Origin of the sequence: Cedecea selenatireducens, from assembly GCF_042138895.1 — a bacterium.
GTDB classification, from domain to species: Bacteria; Pseudomonadota; Gammaproteobacteria; order Enterobacterales; family Enterobacteriaceae; genus Cedecea; species Cedecea selenatireducens.
Genome location: NZ_JBHIKW010000014.1, coordinates 101,427 through 120,278, shown reverse-complemented (window position 1 = coordinate 120,278; position 18,852 = coordinate 101,427). Strand labels below are relative to the sequence as shown.

The following is an 18,852-nucleotide window of genomic DNA, read 5'->3' as shown; positions in this document are numbered from 1 at the left end:
ATCTGACTGACTACCGGGTTGTTAAGCCGCTTTCGAAGCCGCTTTGCCGTGTCAGTGGAGGCGCATTATAGGGAGTTCTCAGAGCCTGACAACCCCTAATTTGAAAAAAACTTTCAAGCGCCGTTTTTTTACTCAAAATGGCGCTAAAGTGCCAGTTTTTCGAGCTTTTCAAAGCCGTAACGTTGTAAAACGGGCATTAATTGCGCGGTTTCAGGCGTGAACGCCATACAATAGGCAATATTCTGATCTGCAGAAGCCGCATCCGGCGCTTCATGTTCAAGCAACCAAACGGTACGTCTTGCAATGGCGGCTCCGGAATCAATCAGTCTTGTCCCTTCCGGCAACACTTCCAACAGCTCTTCCTGTAATAGAGGGAAGTGCGTGCAGCCTAATACAACGGTATCCGGTGGCTCCGACATACGTAACCACGGACGCAGGATTTTACGCAGCTCATCCAGCGGGACCGGCTCACCATGAAGCTTCGCCTCAGCGAGCTCCACCAGCTCGGCCGAACCCAGCATCTCAATTTTGCATTCGGTAGCAAACCGGGAGATAAGCTCGTGAGTATAAGGCCGCTTTACCGTACCGCGAGTTGCAAGCAGGCCCACTACACCATTTGTCGTCAAACGTGCTGCCGGTTTAATGGCAGGCACAACGCCAACAACGGGGAAGTCGAACTTTTCACGTAAAGCCGGGAGAGAAACGGTGCTTGCGGTATTACAGGCGATAACGGCGAGGGCCAAAGGATAATGCTGCTGGACAGCAGTCACTATTGAAACCACCCGGTCGACGATAAACTCTTCGCTCTTTTCGCCGTAAGGAAACGCCACGTTGTCGAAGGCGTAGATGAAATGAAGATCCGGCAGAAGCTGCCGAATCTCATTGTAGACAGACAACCCACCGACGCCGGAGTCAAAAACCAGCACGGTAGGATGTGCATCAGAAGGTGTAGCTGCCAGACAAGTAGTATTCCCGTCCTGCAGTATGGTAGCCATAAACCGTCTCGTAATCTTTATCGAACAGGTTAGCTATTCTACCACGAACGGTCAGCTGTGACGTGACTGGATACGACAACGCAACATCCCACAGGCTAACACCACCCATTTTGACGGTTTGATTGGTATTGAAATCGGTGTCGTAGCGCGAGCCCAGGTAATGGTAGGTTACGCTCCAGTCAAGATCGTAAAGTGCCCAGTCAAGCTGATACTTCACCTGCTGTTTGGCTCGACGCGCCAGCGGTGCATCGGTCAGTCCATTACGGGCATCAACATAATCATAGCTAACGCTGTGCTGCACAGGCCCGGTATCGAAGGAAGCTGTACCTTCAATACCTTTAATATTGGCCTTGCCGACGTTGTAATAGCTCAGCGTGTTATTGTTAAAGTCGATCAGGTTATCAACAAGGTTGCGATAGCCAGAAACACGCCAGTTTACGCCCGACGTTAATCCTTCAAATGCTCCTTCCCACTGACGACTTTCTTCAGGATTCAGATTTCTGTTGCCGTAGAAGCCAAACAGCTGCCCCTGATTTGGTGCCTTAAAGGCCGTACCGTAGGAAGCAATGAAGCGATATCCCTCAACGAATTCCCATGCGGCGCTGCTCTGCCAGGTTCCGTGATTACCGAACTCTGAGTGAGAGTCGTTACGTGCAGCACCTTCAAAGGTGAAATCACCCAACTTTTGTAGCGCAGTCAGATAGACGCCGGTATTACGCTGATCGTAAGCGTCAGTAAGATAGTTAGTGCCCGGTTCAGTGCTTTGCTTCTGCCAGTCAACGCCCGCGCCGACATTCCCTGCGCCTACATCAACGGAGTTGGTCCACTGCAGGTTGTACTGCTTAATTTCATCGAGGGTCGCGCTGGAGTCATAGCGGCCAAGGCGCGGGTCGAAGTTGTAATCTTTGCTGTGGCCATAGCTGGAGATCAGCTGCGAATGGAAGATATCGTTGTTAAAGCGCAGCCCTGTATCCCAGGTCTGGCTATAGAGCTGACGCGTATCCACCAGCTGGTTTGGCGTAAAGCTGCTGTAGAAGCCATCATAGGCCGTGCGGTTATCGTAACCGTAGCCGCGAACAAAGCCGCTCCATTGCTCAGAGAAATTGTGTTCCAGCGCACCATAAAGGGATTTACTCATAAATCCGTCGCGATCGGGCTGACGCAGGCCTCCAGTATTGCCATCGGCCACAACGTCGAAGCCTTTGGTGTACTCATAGTTACCTGCCAGGGTCACGCGGGTGTTATCCCCCAGCTTTTGCTGCGTGCTGGCGTCATAGTTCTGGTAACCATTGGAGCCCATTCCGGCCGTCAGCGTTGTGCCGTCTTTGTCACGAGTAGTGATAATGTTGATGACCCCGCCAATAGCATCAGAACCATAGACCGCAGAACGAGGCCCGCGGATGTACTCTACGCGCTGAACAAGAGAAACTGGAATCTGGCTGAGGTCGGAAGAACTGGTCACGCCGGCCTGATTCAGGCGGATACCGTCAATCAGCACCAGCACATGGCTGGAATTAGTCCCGCGAATGAACACTGAGGAGAGCTGGCCAAGCCCACCGTTTTGCGCAATATCCACCCCCGGCAGACGGCGCATTACGTCGGTCAGCGATTTTGACTGCCAGCGATCGATATCTTCACGCGTAACCACCGAGTTCGGCGCCAGTACGGTATTCACCGGCTGCTGGAAACGGTTCGCCGTGACCACCAGAGTATTGTCGGTATTGCTGTCCTGCGCCCAAACTGAAAAAGCCGTTGCGGACAGAGCCGTCAACAGCGAAACCTTCTTTATCATCATTTATATAAGCATCCGCTTTCGAATAGGATGCCGCAGATATGGCAAATAGCACGCGATAGCCATATCACTTGCGACGTCATTCCGGCAGGTCTTCGGGCTTGGGGGCTTAATTGAGATGAGGACTTCCCGCTTATATATAGAAAGCAGTGTCTGCTTAATGCATTCATCTCGCCGATCCTTACCGCTGCGCGTCAGCCCCAGAATTACACTGGGTTCCCTTTTAACTCTCAGGAGGCCGGAAAAGCCATGCTACCGTTAGGCTTATATAGATGTCCAGACTTCCAGCAGAACTTCTTATAGCAATCGGGCTGGACATCGTGAGTTGAATCCCTACAATCGCCGCGTAGTTTGTATTCATTGACCGACTGGATGGCTAGCCATGACCCCTGAACACCTCCCGACAGATCAGTACGACGCGCAGCTGGCGGAAAAAGTCACTCGCCTGCAAGGCATGATGGCGCCCTTTGCCGCACCGGCCCCGGAGGTATTCCGCTCACCGGTCAGTCACTACCGTATGCGAGCCGAGTTCCGTATCTGGCATGAAGGTGACGATCTCTATCACATCATGTTCGATCAACAGACCAAAAGCCGCATCCGCGTCAACAGTTTCCCGGCGGCAAGCGAGCTGATTAACGCCCTGATGCCAGCCATGCTGGACGGCGTTCGAGATATTCCAGCGCTGCGCCACAAGCTGTTCCAGATTGACTACCTGACCACCCTGAGCAATCAGGCCGTGGTCTCTCTGCTCTACCACCGCAAGCTGGATGATGAGTGGCAGCGGCACGCCGAAGCGCTGCGCGACAGCCTGCGTGCACGTGGTTTTGACGTGCACTTAATTGGGCGCGCCACCAAAACCAAAATTGAACTGGACCAGGATTTCATCGACGAGCGTCTGCCGGTAGCCGGCAAAGAGATGATTTACCGCCAGGTTGAGAACAGCTTCACCCAGCCAAACGCCGCCATGAATATTCAGATGCTGGAGTGGGCGTTGAACGCGACGGAAAACTCAAGCGGCGATCTGCTTGAGCTGTACTGCGGGAACGGTAACTTCTCGCTGGCGCTGGCCCGTAATTTTGACCGCGTGCTGGCAACCGAAATTGCGAAACCCTCTGTTGCGGCGGCACAGTACAACATCACGGCCAACAACATTGATAACGTGCAAATCATCCGCATGGCGGCAGAAGAGTTTACCCAGGCGATGAACGGCGTCAGGGAGTTTAACCGTCTGCAGGGGATCGATCTTAAGAGCTATCAGTGCGAGACCATTTTTGTCGATCCACCACGCAGCGGCCTGGATGCTGACACGGTAAAAATGGTGCAGGCCTACCCGCACATCCTTTATATCTCCTGCAACCCACAAACGCTGTGCGAGAATCTGGAGACCTTGTCTCAGACCCACAACATCGCCCGGCTCGCGCTGTTCGACCAGTTCCCGTATACGCACCATATGGAATGTGGCGTACTGCTCACACGCAAATAAGAAAAGGACGCCGAGGCGTCCTTTTTTGTTTTCGTCTGGCTTACTCGGCCGCTTCTGACTTACGGGAACGAACCTTAAATACAATCCAAAACAGCACCATCACCGACAGAATCGAAGGCACAAAGTTAGAGCCAATCACCGGGTACTCAACGCGAACTACAGAGCTATAAAGCAGCACGCCTAAGACAAAGCACGCGGCGGCAAGGCTCGGTAACCCAACGGGCATAGTTCGGTTCTGGTAACGCTGATGCAGGCAGTAAACCGTCAGCACCAGGGCAATAACAGGGAAAATCGAGAACGGGACCACCGAGCTAAACAGCGCGGCAAAAGATCCGTTAATCGACAGGCCAGCGATAAACGCCAGCGCCAGCGTACCTCTATCTTGTAACTGTTTCATTGCTGCTCGTTCCTTCACTCTTCGGATAAATGAGCAAGCGCCATTTTTTCTTGTTCCCGGCGATACCAGTAGTAGGCCCCTTTCGAGATCATACGTAACTGCAGCACCAGTCGCTCTTCGAGCTGGCGACGTTGTTCGATATCAACGTCCAGCGCTTCGGCACCTGCACTAAAAACAATCGTGACCATCGCTTCCGCCTGCGCTTCCGTGAAGCTGCGAGGCATGCGATTTTCGAGTTCTAAATAGTCGGCAAGTTCCGCAATGAAGTGCTGAATTTCACGGACAACCGCGGCACGAAACGCCGCAGACGTGCCCGATCTCTCGCGCAGCAGCAGGCGGAAGGCATTAGGGTTATTGCCGATAAATTCCATAAAGGTGGAAACCGACGTGCGGATAACGCTGCCGCCCTTCGCGATGCGTTGACGCGCCTGGCGCATTAGCTGACGCAGCATCAGGCCACTTTCATCGACCATGGTAAGGCCGAGTTCATCAACATCGCGGAAATGGCGATAAAATGACGTCGGCGCAATGCCGGCTTCGCGGGCAACTTCACGCAGGCTCAGGCTGGCAAAGCTTCTTTCGGCGCTTAGCTGGCTAAATGCGGCTTCGACTAAAGAACGCCTGGTTCTCTCTTTTTGTTGCGCTCTTACACCCATCATATTGCCTGAATCCTTCAAACAGAGCTGGAACTATATCAGAGAATCAAGCTACCGCTTTTATAGTGTATTGTGAATGATTGTTTACGGAACATTGACCTGAACTGGCGGTAAAAAGCACAACAAGAATTGGGGAAATTCCCGGTTGATGTTACCATCGTGTTGCCTTTATGTATAAAAACAGGTAAGCCTTACAATGCCACAAACCTACGATTATGACGCAATAGTGATTGGTTCCGGTCCCGGAGGCGAAGGTGCCGCCATGGGTCTGGTGAAACAAGGAGCCAGGGTAGCGGTGATTGAGCGCTACCATAATGTCGGCGGCGGTTGCACCCACTGGGGCACCATCCCTTCAAAAGCCCTCCGCCACGCAGTCAGCCGCATTATTGAATTCAATCAAAACCCGTTATACAGCGACCACACTCACCTTCTCCGCTCCTCTTTTGCCGACATCCTTAACCACGCCGACAGCGTGATTAACCAGCAAACCCGCATGCGCCAGGGCTTTTACGAGCGTAATCGCTGCGAAATGCTGCAGGGGGACGCGCACTTTGTGGATGAACATACCATCGCGCTGCAGTGCCACGATGGATCGGTCGAAACCTATACCGCCGAGAAGTTTGTCATTGCCTGCGGCTCGCGGCCTTACCGCCCGCCGGAGGTTGATTTTACCCATCCGCGCATCTACGACAGCGACTCTATCCTTAGCCTGCATCACGAACCACGCCATGTGATCATCTATGGCGCCGGGGTGATCGGCTGCGAATACGCTTCGATCTTCCGTGGGATGAACGTCAAAGTCGACCTGATCAACACCCGCGATCGCCTGCTGGCTTTCCTCGATCAGGAAATGTCGGACTCGCTCTCCTATCACTTCTGGAACAGCGGCGTGGTTATCCGCCACAACGAAGAGTTCGAGAAGATTGAAGGCGTGGATGACGGCGTGATCGTTTCCCTGAAATCCGGCAAAAAAGTGAAGGCGGATTGCCTGCTTTACGCTAACGGACGTACCGGGAACACGGATTCGCTGGCGCTGGAGAACATCGGTCTGGAAGCGGACAGCCGTGGGCTTATCAAGGTCAACAGCATGTACCAGACCGCGCTGCCGCATATTTACGCGGTGGGCGACGTTATCGGCTACCCAAGCCTGGCTTCAGCGGCCTATGACCAGGGACGCATCGCCGCTCAGGCGCTGGTAAAAGGCGAGGCGACTGGCCATCTGGTAGAAGATATTCCCACCGGGATTTATACCATCCCTGAAATCAGCTCCGTGGGCAAAACGGAACAACAGCTGACCTCGATGAAAGTGCCTTACGAAGTGGGCCGTGCGCAGTTTAAACACCTCGCGCGGGCGCAAATTGTGGGGATGAACGTCGGGACGCTGAAAATTCTGTTCCACCGTGAGACGAAAGAAATTCTGGGGATCCACTGCTTTGGCGAGCGCGCGGCCGAAATTATTCACATCGGCCAGGCGATTATGGAGCAGAAAGGTGGCGGTAACACCATTGAGTACTTCGTTAACACCACCTTTAACTACCCAACGATGGCGGAAGCCTATCGGGTAGCGGCGCTTAACGGCTTAAATCGCCTGTTTTAGCGCTGAGTCGAAATGGCCAACCATCTGAGTGCGGATGGCCTCTGCCAGCTGCTCATAGCGGCTGCGCAGCGGTGACCCTGGACGATAAACCAGGCCGATGGTACGACGCGGCTCTGGTTTATAACACGGCAGATAAACCACCCCGTCTCGCTGGCGCTCCTTCGGTACGGCAAGGGCTGGCAGTAGCGTAATGCCGCTGCCTGCTGCAACCATGTTGCGCAGCGTTTCTAAGCTTGTTGCCCGGAAATGGGTATCTTCATCAGCGCCGGCTTCAAAGCAGAAGCCCATTGCCTGGTCGCGCAGGCAGTGCCCGTCTTCCAGCATCAGCAGCTTTTCACCGGCCAGATCGGACATCGGCACGCGGTCGCGGTTCGCCCATGGATGATCCTTATAAACCGCCAGCACCATTGGCTCATCAAACAGCGGCACTTCGATAAACGCTTCGCTTTCTTTCACCAGCGCCAGAATGGCACAGTCCAGCTTACCGCTATCAAGCTGCGCCAGCAGCTGATGGGTTTGGGCTTCGTGCAGATACATTTCCAGCTTTGGGAAGGTTTGATGCAGCATCGGAATAATTTGCGGCAGCAGATAAGGTCCCACGGTTGGGATCAGGCCGATGTGTAGCGGGCCGGACATGGCTTCGCCCTGCTGGCTTGCCATCTCTTTCAGCACTTTGACTTCACGCAGCACCGTTCTGGCCTGATCCACCAGCAGCAAACCTGCCTGGGTGAACAGCACTTTACGGCTGGTACGCTCCAGCAGCATGACGCCAAGTTCATCTTCCAGCTTGCGAATCTGGCCGCTCAGCGTCGGCTGGCTAACGTGACAGGCATCCGCTGCCCGACGAAAATGGCGGTGCTCGGCCAGCGCCACCAGGTATTCAAGATCTCGAATATTCATTCTCTATCCTCCTGTGCCACGATAGTTCATGGCGATAGATAGCATAGCAACGAACGATTATCCCTATCAAGCAATGTTGGTGAATAATAACCCACAACAGCAAGGCGCTTCGCTCTTACTTACCCGAGAACGAAGCGCGGCTGCAGAGACTCTCTGTTCTCTGAACCTGACGAATTATTAAAGCCAACGTGAACTTTTAGCGGACAGTATGTCCGCTTTTTTTTGTTCAAATTTCGAGGGGATTAGACCAGGCGCTGTTTGGCGTCAGCGATAGCCAGAGCAACCTGCTTCGGAGAAACGCCGCCTTTCGCGGCGCGTTTGTCGAGACAGGATTGCAGCGACAGGATCGGATAAACGTCTTCGCCAATGACCGCACTGAATTTCTGCAGATCGGCCAGGGCTAAGGCTTCCAGGGCTTTACCTTGTTGGATCGCTTCAACGACGGCCTCACCGACAATGTGGTGGGCTTCACGGAACGGTACGCCTTTGGCGACCAGGTAATCCGCCAGTTCGGTGGCATTGGCATAGCCCTGCTCGGCAGCTTCCTGGCAACGCGGACGTTTAACCTGAATGCCGTCCAGCACCAGCACCGACATATGCAGGCAGTCGAGCCAGGTATCGAGCGCGTCGAATAACCCTTCTTTGTCTTCCTGCATATCTTTGTTATACGCCAGCGGCAGGCCTTTCAGGGTCATCATCATGCCTGTCAGCGCGCCCTGCACGCGGCCACACTTGCCGCGGATCAGCTCCAGCGCATCCGGGTTTTTCTTCTGCGGCATCAGCGAAGAACCGGAAGTCACGCGATCGGACAGCTCAACAAAACCGGCTTCTCCGGTATTGAAGAAGATCAGGTCTTCTGCAAAACGGGACAGATGAACCATGCCGATAGAAGCGTTGGACAGCAGTTCCAGCACGTGGTCGCGGTCAGATACGCTGTCGAGACTGTTGCGGGTCGCAGAAGCAAAACCTAACCAGCCAGCCAGCTGCTCACGGTCAATCTCATAGGCCGTGCCGGCCAGCGCACCGCTACCCAAGGGGCTTACATCGAGGCGCTGCAAGGTGCTTTGTAAACGACTTTCGTCGCGAGCCAGCATCTCAACGTAGGCCAGGCACCAGTGAGCAAAAGTCACCGGCTGCGCACGCTGCAGGTGCGTATAGCCCGGCATCACGGCATCCTGGTTCGCTTCGGCGGTTTCAATCAGCGCCTGCTGAACCTGGCGAGTGGCCGCCAGCAGTTCGCTAACCTGCATTTTGCACCACAGTTTCAGGTCGGTAGCGACCTGGTCGTTGCGGCTACGGCCGGTATGGAGTTTTTTACCCAGCGTACCGACTTTATCGATAAGCTTGCCTTCCACCCAGCTGTGAATATCTTCCGCGTCGCTTTCCAGAATCGCCTGCGGATTGGCCTGTACTTCTTCCAGCAAAACTTTCAGAGCCTGCTCGAGCTGCTGCTGCTCAGCTTCGGTCAGCACGCCCACGGTGACCAGCGCTTTGGACCAGGCGACGGAACCTACGATGTCTTGCTCAGCTAAGCGATAGTCAAAGCGCAAAGAGTCATTGAATTGCTTAAACCGCCGATCGGCTGCCTGAGTAAAACGCCCACCCCAAAGTGCCATAGTCATGCTCCATTCATCATATTAATATTCGTTTGCCCCTCACCCACTCCCTGTCCAGGGAAAGAGTGAGGGTAAAAATTACTTCTTAAGTTCGTTCAGCGCACGGATACGAGAAGAGAGCGAGAACAGACGGATAAAGCCGCCGGCATGGCTGTGATCGTAAACTTCATCTTCGCCAAAGGTCGCAAATTCTTCGCTATACAGGCTGTTCGGTGATTTTTTCTGAATCGCCGTCACCTGGCCTTTATATAGCTGCAGCACTACTTCACCGTTCACTTCTTCCGCCAGCGACTCGGCAGAGGCCTGCAGAGATTTACGCAGCGGTGCAAACCAGCGGCCATCGTACACGACGTAGGACATTTCGAGGCCCAGCTGCTCACGCCATTTGAAGGAATCACGATCCAGCACCAGCTGCTCAACGCCACGCAGCGCGGCCATAATAATCGTGCCCCCTGGGGTTTCATAGCAGCCACGGGACTTTATGCCCACCAGACGGTTTTCTACGATATCGATACGGCCAATACCGTGCTTAGAGCCAATCGCATTCAGGGTTTCCAAACATTTGAACGGGCTCATCGCTTCGCCGTTAACGGCAACCACTTTGCCCTGCTTAACGGTAACGGTCACCTGCTCGGCCTGGTCCGGCGCTTCCTGCGGGTCAACGGTCCACACCCAGCAATCTTTGTTCGGGGCATTCCACGGGCTTTCCAGCACGCCGCCTTCGGTGGAAATGTGCCATGCGTTTTCGTCACGGCTGTAGATTTTTTCCAGTGAGGCGGTGGTCGGGATGTCACGCTCTTTCAGGTAGTCGAGCAGCGCTTCACGGGAACGCAGGTTCCACTCACGCCATGGCGCAACAACCTTCAGATGTGGAGCCAGCGCGGCCCAGGTGGATTCGAAACGCACCTGGTCGTTACCTTTACCGGTCGCACCGTGGCACAGCGCATCAGCGCCCACTTTGTTCGCTACATCTACCAGCGCCTTAGCGATCAGCGGACGCGCCATAGACGTACCGAGCAGGTAGCTGCCTTCATACAGCGCGCCGGTCTGCAGCACAGGGTAAACATAGTCGCTGATAAACTCTTCACGCGCATCCACGACGTAGCACTCAGTAGCCCCGGAGCGCAGCGCTTTCTGCTCAACGCCTTTCAGATCTTCACGATCCTGGCCGATATCCACCACGCAGGCGACAACTTCGCAGCCGCCGTAGTTCTCTTTCAGCCATGGAATGATGGCTGAAGTGTCGAGGCCGCCAGAGTATGCGAGAACGATTTTTTTGATGCCGTGATTTTGCATTGTCTTGTCCTTGTTAAAACTATTCTTTGTCTATGCCAGAATCCGGGTGCCAATAGCCACGCCGTTGAATAAAGAGGGTAGCTGATCCGCGTGGCGCCATGAGGCGATATCCACCGGACGTCCCAGAGTACGGGCCGCATCCAGCGCCGCGTTCACTTTCACTATCATGCCGTCGGTAATAATGCCCTGCTGAATCAGCTGCTCGGCTTTGGCCGCCGTCATCTCGGCAATGCGCTGGCCTTTACCGTCCAGGATACCGCTCACGTCTGAGAGCAGAATCAGGTCCGCGCCGAGCGTGGCGGCAAGCGCTGTCGCTGCCTGGTCCGCATTCACGTTCATCAGCTCGCCTTCCGCGGTCACGCCGATGGAGCTAACAATCGGCAGGAAGCCGTTTTCCAGCAGGGTATTAATCAGTTTTGGCGAACCCGGTTTAGCCAGACCGACGTGGCCCAACGCTTCGTCAAGCTGGGTCACCGTGACGCTATCCCCGTCGCCGAGGCTCAGGCCGACGCCGTTAATGCCGTGCTTCTTTGCCCACGCCAGCAGCGTCTTGTTAGCCGTACCCGCCAGCGCACCGGTAATAATGTCAATCTGGTCGGCAGGCGTAACGCGCAGGCCATTTTTCTTTTCCACCGGCAGCGCCAGCTTTTTCATCAGCTCATCCACCAGGCAACCGCCGCCGTGAACAATAACCAGCGGGCGCTGATGGGACTGACGATAGTTCACCAGCGCGGCAAACAGGCGCTCCAGCGCTTCTTCGCTATCCAGCAGTACGCCGCCTAATTTGATAATTAAAGGATTCATCATTTCACCCGACAGACGGTTAAATAAGAGACTGCGTTTCGGCGAAGCCAAAACGAATATTAAGACACTGTACTGCCTGCGCCGCGGCACCTTTCAGCAGGTTATCCTCGGTGGCAACGACAATCAGGTGCTCATCCTGCACGGCAAATCCGATGTCGCAGAACGGCAGGCCAACCACATTTTTGAGCGCCGGCACGCCTTTTTCATACAGGCGAACCAGCGGCTTGTCGCCGTAGGCCTGGCTAAACGTCTCAGCGATTTGCTGCTGCGTTACGCCCGCCTTCAGGCGGCAGGTAATGGTCGCCAGAATGCCGCGCGGGAAATTGCCGAGGTGCGGGGTGAAAATGACCGACGCACCAAGATGGGTGGCAATTTCGGGCTGATGACGATGATTAAACACGCCATAGGGCTGCAGGCTAACTTCGCAGAAGCTGTTGGAAATCGCCGCCTTGCGCCCGGCACCGCTTACGCCACTGGTGGCGTTGATCACCGGCCACTGGCTCAAATCCAGCAGATCGGCGTCGATCAGCGGCTTCAGCGCCAGCTGAGACGCCGTCGGATAACAGCCCGGCACCGCAATTAAATTGCTCTCTTTCAGCTTATCGGCCTGCCACTCTGCCAGGCCATAAACCGCCTTTTCCAGCAGCTCAGGATGCTGATGGGTAAAACCGTAATAACGTTCATAAAACGCCGGATCGTTAACGCGAAACGCACCGGAGAGATCGATAACTACGCAGCCGGCAGCAAGGAACTGCGGGGCCAGGTCGTGGCTAACTTCATGAGCGGTGGCCAGGAATACCACGTCCACGCCTTCGCTAAACTCGCTGATGTCGGACATCGCCTGCAGCGGCAGATCGACAATCCCCTTTAATTGCGGATGCAAATCAGATATCAATTTACCTGCATCTGAACTTTGCGCTGAAACCGTCAAAGCGGTTATGTTCATATCAGGATGGCGATTCAAATAGCTCACAAGCTCTGCGCCTGCATAACCGCTTGCACCCACAATCAGCGTATTCAACATCTGGGTCGTTCACCTTGTCTTTTCGGTCTGCTCAGAGTGCAAGCCTGACGCTTTCACCCACGTCCGTTAGCGTGGTTTTTTATTCACCGGAACGCTTAACTGTTCCTTTACGCTCAACGTTATTGTATTTTTATTCATAATTACTGCATGAATATTGATACTATCCTAACCTAAGGCCTGTCAACAGTGAAGATGAAATTACCCCCTTTTATCGACATCTACCGCGCCCTGATCGCGACACCTTCCATCAGCGCCACCGACAGCGCGCTGGACCAAAGCAATGAGTCTTTAATCAATTTACTCGCAGGTTGGTTCCGCGATCTCGGTTTTAACGTCGAAATTCAGCCCGTTCCGGGCACACGCAATAAATTCAATATGCTGGCAAGCAGCGGCCAGGGCGCTGGCGGCCTGCTGCTGGCGGGGCATACCGATACCGTGCCGTTTGACGATGGCCGCTGGACGCGTGACCCGTTTACCCTGACCGAGCACGACAACAAGCTTTACGGCCTGGGCACCGCCGATATGAAAGGTTTCTTCGCGTTTATTTTGGATGCGCTGCGCGACGTGGATGTGACAACCCTGAAAAAGCCGCTCTACGTCCTGGCCACGGCCGACGAAGAAACCACCATGGCGGGGGCCCGCTATTTCTCTGAAACAACGGCTCTGCGCCCGGACTGCGCCATCATCGGTGAACCGACGTCTTTACAGCCGGTACGCGCGCACAAGGGTCACTTGTCGAATGCCATCCGCATTCTCGGGCAGTCCGGCCACTCGAGCGATCCGGCGCGGGGCGTGAATGCGATTGAGCTGATGCATGACGCGATTGGCCATATCCTCACGCTACGAAACACACTGAAGGACCGCTACCACCACGACGCTTTCACCGTGCCGTATCCGACCCTTAACCTGGGCCATATCAACGGCGGCGACGCAGCAAATCGCATTTGTGCGTGTTGCGAACTTCACATGGACATTCGCCCGTTGCCGGGCATGACATTAAACGATCTGAACGGTTTACTGACCGAAGCATTAGAGCCGGTGAGCCAGCGCTGGCCCGGCCGTGTGACAATTTCGGAACTGCATCCGCCGATTCCAGGCTACGAATGCCCTCCGGACCACCAGCTCGTCCAGGTCGTCGAGAAGCTGCTGGGTGCACAAACGGAAGTGGTGAACTACTGCACCGAAGCACCGTTTATCCAGACCGTATGCCCTACGCTGGTCCTTGGCCCTGGCTCTATCAACCAGGCACACCAGCCGGATGAATACATTGATACACGCTTTATTAAGCCGACCCGGGAATTAATTACTCAGGTGGTGCATCATTTTTGCTGGCATTAATAAATCGCGGTGAAAGGGGGTTTTACCCCCTTTTTAATCTGGATTTATCGCTATTCTTATAAGAAACGCTTATGAGCGAAGTTGGTAATTAAATTTCATAAATTCGCGTCATTTCTTCGTTTGCTGAAACGATTTCGTAGCAATTGACGAATGGTTAACGACGTGGCTTTATAAAAGGCGGTGTTGAACCTTCACGGGTGAAATTAAGTTACATAATAGATTGGGCTGGAGTCATATGAACGAACGCTATTCTGCTTTGCGAAGTAATGTCAGCATGCTCGGAAAACTGCTCGGAGATACCATCAAAGATGCGCTGGGGGAGAACATTCTTGACCGCGTAGAAACGATCCGTAAGTTATCCAAGTCCTCCCGCGCCGGTAATGAAGCCCATCGTCAGGAGCTGCTGAGCACGCTGCAGAACCTCTCAAATGATGAACTGCTCCCCGTCGCCCGTGCTTTTAGCCAGTTCCTTAATCTTGCCAACACCGCAGAGCAGTACCACAGCATCTCCGCGACGGGCGAAGCGGTCAGTAACCCGGAAGTTATCGCCAAAACGCTGCAAAAATTAAAAAATCAGCCAGACATCAGCGAAGCCGCAATTCGTGAAGCCGTTGAGTCCCTCTCTCTGGAGCTGGTGCTTACCGCTCACCCTACGGAAATCACCCGCCGTACCCTGATTCACAAATTGGTCGAAGTGAACAGTTGCCTGAAGCAACTCGACCACAGCGATCTCGCCGACTACGAGCGTAACCAGATAATGCGCCGCCTGCGCCAGCTTGTTGCTCAGGCCTGGCATACCGACGAAATCCGTAAACATCGCCCTTCTCCCGTCGACGAAGCCAAATGGGGCTTTGCGGTGGTGGAAAACAGCCTCTGGGAAGGCGTACCAAACTACCTGCGCGAGCTTAACGAGCAGCTCGAAGAGAACCTGAACTACAAGCTGCCGGTGGACTTCGTACCGGTACGTTTCACCTCCTGGATGGGCGGTGACCGCGACGGTAACCCGAACGTCACCTCCGAAATCACCCGTCACGTCCTGCTGCTTAGCCGCTGGAAAGCCACTGACCTGTTCCTGCGCGATATTGCGGTGCTGGTTTCAGAGCTGTCGATGGTGGAATGTACGGCGGAGCTGAGCGAGCTGGCAGGACCGGATGCGGGCCAGGAACCTTATCGTCACATCATGAAAGGGCTGCGCCAGCAGCTGCTTGCCACTCAGGCATGGCTTGAAGCCCGTCTGAAAGGTCAGCGCCTGCCCAAACCTGAAGGTCTGCTCATTCAAAACGAGCAGCTCTGGGACCCGCTCTATGCCTGTTATCAATCGCTGCAGGCCTGCGGGATGGGGATTATCGCCAACGGACAGCTGTTGGATACCCTGCGCCGCGTGAAATGCTTCGGCGTGCCGTTGGTACGCATTGATATCCGCCAGGAAAGTACTCGCCACAGCGAAGCGTTGGGCGAAATGACTCGCTATATTGGCATCGGTGATTACGAAAGCTGGTCAGAGGCCGACAAACAAGCCTTCCTGATCCGCGAACTGAATTCCAAGCGCCCTCTGCTGCCCCGCCAGTGGGAACCAAGCGCGGATACCCGCGAAGTGCTGGAAACCTGTAAAGTGGTCGCCGAAGCCCCGCGTGGTTCTATCGCTGCCTACGTTATTTCGATGGCCAAAACGCCGTCCGACGTGCTGGCCGTTCACCTGCTTCTTAAAGAAGCCGGTTGTACTTTCGCCCTGCCGGTTGCGCCGCTGTTTGAAACCCTGGACGACCTGAATAACGCCGACGACGTAATGACCCAGTTGCTGAACATTGACTGGTACCGCGGCTTTATCCAGGGCAAGCAGATGGTCATGATTGGCTATTCTGACTCGGCGAAAGATGCGGGCGTAATGGCTGCATCCTGGGCGCAATACGAAGCGCAGGATGCCCTGATCAAAACCTGCGAGAAAGCAGGGATTGCCCTGACGCTGTTCCACGGACGCGGCGGATCTATCGGCCGTGGCGGTGCACCTGCTCACGCGGCCCTGCTTTCACAGCCACCGGGAAGCCTGAAGGGCGGCCTGCGTGTGACTGAGCAAGGCGAGATGATCCGCTTCAAATACGGCCTGCCGGAAATCACCATCAGCAGCCTGTCGCTTTACACCAGCGCCATTCTTGAAGCTAACCTGCTGCCGCCGCCGGAGCCGAAGAAAGAGTGGATCCAGATTATGAATTCACTTTCGGCCACCTCATGCGAGATGTATCGCGGCTATATTCGGGAAAACGAAGACTTCGTGCCGTATTTCCGTTCCGCAACGCCGGAGCTGGAATTGGGCAAACTTCCATTGGGCTCTCGCCCGGCAAAACGCCGTCCAAACGGCGGCGTAGAATCTCTGCGCGCCATTCCGTGGATCTTCGCCTGGACCCAGAACCGCCTGATGCTGCCTGCCTGGCTGGGAGCCGGTGCTGCACTACAAAAAGTGGTGGAGGAAGGGAAACAAAGCGAACTGGAAACAATGTGCCGCGACTGGCCGTTCTTCTCCACTCGCCTCGGTATGCTGGAGATGGTATTTGCGAAAGCAGACCTGTGGCTGGCGGAATACTACGATCAGCGCCTGGTGAAGCCCGAGTTGTGGAAGCTGGGTAAACAGCTTCGTGACCAGCTCGAAGCCGACATCAAGGTCGTGCTGGACATCGCCAATGACTCGCACCTGATGGAAGATTTACCGTGGATTGCCGAGTCTATCACCCTACGTAATATCTACACCGACCCGCTGAACGTCCTGCAGGCCGAGCTGCTACACCGCTCACGTCAGTCGGAAGAGAAAGGCGAAGAACCTGATGCCCGTGTAGAACAAGCCCTGATGGTCACCATCGCCGGCGTTGCCGCCGGGATGCGTAATACCGGTTAATTCTTTATTAACTACCTCTAAACCCCGCTTCGGCGGGGTTTTTCATTGCAGGCTAATTAAAAGGCTCATCATTATTGCAATTTGCCTTAACTATTTATTCTTCTTAAATAAAAAGACAATAAACATGCAAAAGTAGAGCCACCGTAAATCGTTGTGGAACAAGCTCCAAATTCCGCTGTCATTATCCAGACACATTTCCTATATTGTGCGCAAAAGTCACTCGTTTACGGGTGGCTTTTTTCGTCAATAAAAGCCACCGTAGCGTCCATAACTAAGGCTTACTTAAGGTTTTCTCATTACGGTTAATGATAATTTTTTAGCACAGGCAAGAGAATGCACTTCACATCGAACCCGCCTGAACGCAAGTTCAGCATTAAAGCCCTTGGATGGGTTTTACTTTATTTTTGGTATTTTTCATCGGTTCTGCAGATTGCCATATTATCAACAGGATACAGCGGTACAACGGGGCTGCGTGATTCCCTGCTGTTCAGCTCCCTGTGGTTTATTCCCGTCTTTCTGTTCCCACAGCGTACGCGCATTATCGCCGCCGCTATCGGCGTCGTTCTGTGGGCAGCTTCGATTGCGGCTCTCGGCTATTACGTTGTTTACGGACAGGAGTTCTCACAAAGCGTTCTGTTTGTGATGTTCGAGACAAACGCCAACGAAGCCAGCGAATACCTAAGCCAGTATTTTAGCCTGAAGCTGTTGTTGATTACGCTGGCCTATACTCTGGTGGCAATCCTGCTTTGGACACGCTTGCGCCCGGTTTATATTCCAAATCCATGGCGCTGGCTGGTCTCCTTCGCCATCCTGTTTGGTCTGGTGCTTAACCCGGTCGGCAAAGAGTGGCTCATTAACAAACGCAGCATCGGCGACTCGTTCTCAAGTATTTCTTCTCGCCTTGAGCCAGCGGCACCGTGGCAGTTTATCGTCGCCTATACCGAGTACCGCCAGCAGTTGGACAGCCTGAACAGCATGCTCAATTCCAACAACGCGCTGCCGCCTTTGGCTAACCTGAAAGATGCCTCCGGCAACGCGCCGCGCACCTTAGTGCTGGTGATTGGCGAGTCGACACAGCGTGGCCGTATGAGCCTTTATGGCTATCACCGCCAGACAACGCCTGAACTGGACGAGCTGCACAAGACCGACCCGCAAATGACGGTGTTTAACAACGTCGTCACGTCACGTCCTTACACCATCGAAATTCTGCAGCAGGCGCTGACGTTTGCGGACGAGAAAGATCCGGACCTTTATCTGACCAAACCTTCGCTGATGAACCTGATGAAGCAGGCCGGTTACAAAACGTTCTGGATAACCAACCAGCAGACAATGACCGAGCGCAACACGATGCTGACGGTGTTCTCAAGGCAGACCGACAAGCAATATTATATGAATCAGCAGCGTACGCAGAGCGCACGCGAATACGACACTAACGTCCTGGCACCGTTTAAAGAGGTGCTGGCAGACCCGGCGCCGAAGAAGTTCATTATCGTGCATTTGCTGGGTACGCATATTCGCTACGACTTCCGCTACCCGGAAAACTGGGGCAAGTTTGACGGTAAAACCGATGATTTACCTGCAGGTTTGAGCAAAGATCAGCAAGAAGCCTACAACAGCTACGATAACGCCAACCTGTTTAACGACCATGTGGTTTCCACGCTGATCAAAGACTACAAAGCCAGCGACCCTAACGGTTTCCTGCTCTATTTCTCAGACCATGGGGAAGAGGTTTACGATACGCCACCGCACCAGACGCAGGGTCGTAACGAAAGCAACCCAACGCGTCATATGTACACCATACCGTTTATTGTCTGGACGTCACCGACCTGGCAGCAGGCTCATCCGCGTGACTTCTCGGGCGATATAAACCGGAAGTACAGCAGCTCAGAACTGATTCATACCTGGTCTGATTTGGCCGGTTTAACCTACGACGGCTACGATGCAACGCGAGCCATCGCCAGCCCGCAGTTTGTAGAAGCAACCCGCTGGATTGGTAACCCGTATGAGAAAAACGCGTTAAGGGATTACGACTCGCTGCCTTACAGCGAGCAGGTAGGCAATCAGTAA

Annotated in this window: 14 protein-coding genes and 1 riboswitch; of the genes, 5 read left to right on the top strand and 9 right to left on the bottom strand. The window is 54.2% G+C overall.

The genetic code is table 11. From position 1 onward, the window contains the following. Nucleotides 1–143 precede the first annotated feature (143 nt). Nucleotides 144–995: a glutamate racemase gene (murI, locus tag ACE38U_RS19435; RefSeq protein ID WP_071842956.1), complete on the bottom strand. Its 852-nt coding sequence runs from the start codon at nucleotides 993–995 to the stop codon at nucleotides 144–146. Then, nucleotides 940–2,787: a TonB-dependent vitamin B12 receptor BtuB gene (gene btuB / locus ACE38U_RS19430; protein ID WP_375530383.1), complete on the bottom strand. Its 1,848-nt coding sequence runs from the start codon at nucleotides 2,785–2,787 to the stop codon at nucleotides 940–942. Before btuB ends, murI begins: the two co-directional genes overlap by 56 nt. A gap of 69 nt (nucleotides 2,788–2,856) precedes the next feature. Next, a riboswitch (cobalamin riboswitch) is annotated at nucleotides 2,857–3,045 on the bottom strand. 124 nt (nucleotides 3,046–3,169) lie between these two features. Between btuB and trmA the strand changes: the two genes are divergently transcribed. Further along, nucleotides 3,170–4,270 (top strand): tRNA (uridine(54)-C5)-methyltransferase TrmA, encoded by a 1,101-nt coding sequence (gene trmA, locus ACE38U_RS19425; protein ID WP_176981821.1) that lies wholly within the window; start codon nucleotides 3,170–3,172, stop codon nucleotides 4,268–4,270. Nucleotides 4,271–4,310: 40 nt separating this feature from the next. Here trmA and ACE38U_RS19420 read toward each other — a convergent pair whose 3' ends face one another. Together ACE38U_RS19420 and fabR are read right to left on the bottom strand one after the other, a co-directional pair. After that, nucleotides 4,311–4,667: a YijD family membrane protein gene (locus ACE38U_RS19420; protein WP_038476984.1), complete on the bottom strand. Its 357-nt coding sequence runs from the start codon at nucleotides 4,665–4,667 to the stop codon at nucleotides 4,311–4,313. A 14-nt stretch (nucleotides 4,668–4,681) separates the two neighbouring features. After that, nucleotides 4,682–5,323 (bottom strand): HTH-type transcriptional repressor FabR, encoded by a 642-nt coding sequence (gene fabR, locus ACE38U_RS19415; RefSeq protein WP_167549841.1) that lies wholly within the window; start codon nucleotides 5,321–5,323, stop codon nucleotides 4,682–4,684. Between the two features lie 196 nt (nucleotides 5,324–5,519). On the opposite strand from fabR, the gene sthA reads away from it, so the two are divergent. Further along, a complete protein-coding gene (gene sthA, locus ACE38U_RS19410; RefSeq protein WP_016538947.1) occupies nucleotides 5,520–6,920 on the top strand; it encodes a Si-specific NAD(P)(+) transhydrogenase in 1,401 nt (466 codons plus the stop codon). Here sthA and oxyR read toward each other — a convergent pair. From oxyR to argC, 5 genes are all read right to left on the bottom strand, one after another. Then, nucleotides 6,903–7,820: a DNA-binding transcriptional regulator OxyR gene (gene oxyR, locus ACE38U_RS19405; RefSeq protein ID WP_038476990.1), complete on the bottom strand. Its 918-nt coding sequence runs from the start codon at nucleotides 7,818–7,820 to the stop codon at nucleotides 6,903–6,905. The two genes, sthA and oxyR, sit on opposite strands and share 18 nt — an antisense overlap. Before the next feature lie 242 nt (nucleotides 7,821–8,062). After that, nucleotides 8,063–9,436: an argininosuccinate lyase gene (gene argH / locus ACE38U_RS19400; RefSeq protein WP_038476993.1), complete on the bottom strand. Its 1,374-nt coding sequence runs from the start codon at nucleotides 9,434–9,436 to the stop codon at nucleotides 8,063–8,065. Between the two features lie 78 nt (nucleotides 9,437–9,514). Beyond that, nucleotides 9,515–10,732 (bottom strand): argininosuccinate synthase, encoded by a 1,218-nt coding sequence (locus tag ACE38U_RS19395; RefSeq protein WP_038476996.1) that lies wholly within the window; start codon nucleotides 10,730–10,732, stop codon nucleotides 9,515–9,517. 30 nt (nucleotides 10,733–10,762) lie between these two features. Next, on the bottom strand, nucleotides 10,763–11,539 hold the full coding sequence (gene argB, locus ACE38U_RS19390; RefSeq protein WP_375530381.1) for an acetylglutamate kinase: 777 nt from the start codon (nucleotides 11,537–11,539) through the stop codon (nucleotides 10,763–10,765). A 16-nt stretch (nucleotides 11,540–11,555) separates the two neighbouring features. Beyond that, nucleotides 11,556–12,560, bottom strand: coding sequence for an N-acetyl-gamma-glutamyl-phosphate reductase (gene argC / locus ACE38U_RS19385; RefSeq protein WP_154188899.1), 1,005 nt, complete (start codon nucleotides 12,558–12,560; stop codon nucleotides 11,556–11,558). 186 nt (nucleotides 12,561–12,746) lie between these two features. Between argC and argE the strand changes: the two genes are divergently transcribed. The 3 genes from argE to ACE38U_RS19370 all read left to right on the top strand — a co-directional run bounded on the left by argE (nucleotide 12,747) and on the right by ACE38U_RS19370 (nucleotide 18,852). Next, complete coding sequence (argE, locus tag ACE38U_RS19380; protein WP_038477004.1) at nucleotides 12,747–13,898, top strand: acetylornithine deacetylase; 1,152 nt, start codon at nucleotides 12,747–12,749, stop codon at nucleotides 13,896–13,898. A gap of 235 nt (nucleotides 13,899–14,133) precedes the next feature. Continuing rightward, nucleotides 14,134–16,785 carry a phosphoenolpyruvate carboxylase gene (gene ppc / locus ACE38U_RS19375; RefSeq protein WP_038477007.1) on the top strand — a complete coding sequence of 884 codons (2,652 nt, stop codon included), beginning with the start codon at nucleotides 14,134–14,136 and terminating at the stop codon, nucleotides 16,783–16,785. Between the two features lie 333 nt (nucleotides 16,786–17,118). Beyond that, nucleotides 17,119–18,852 carry a phosphoethanolamine transferase CptA gene (locus ACE38U_RS19370; protein WP_038477011.1) on the top strand — a complete coding sequence of 578 codons (1,734 nt, stop codon included), beginning with the start codon at nucleotides 17,119–17,121 and terminating at the stop codon, nucleotides 18,850–18,852.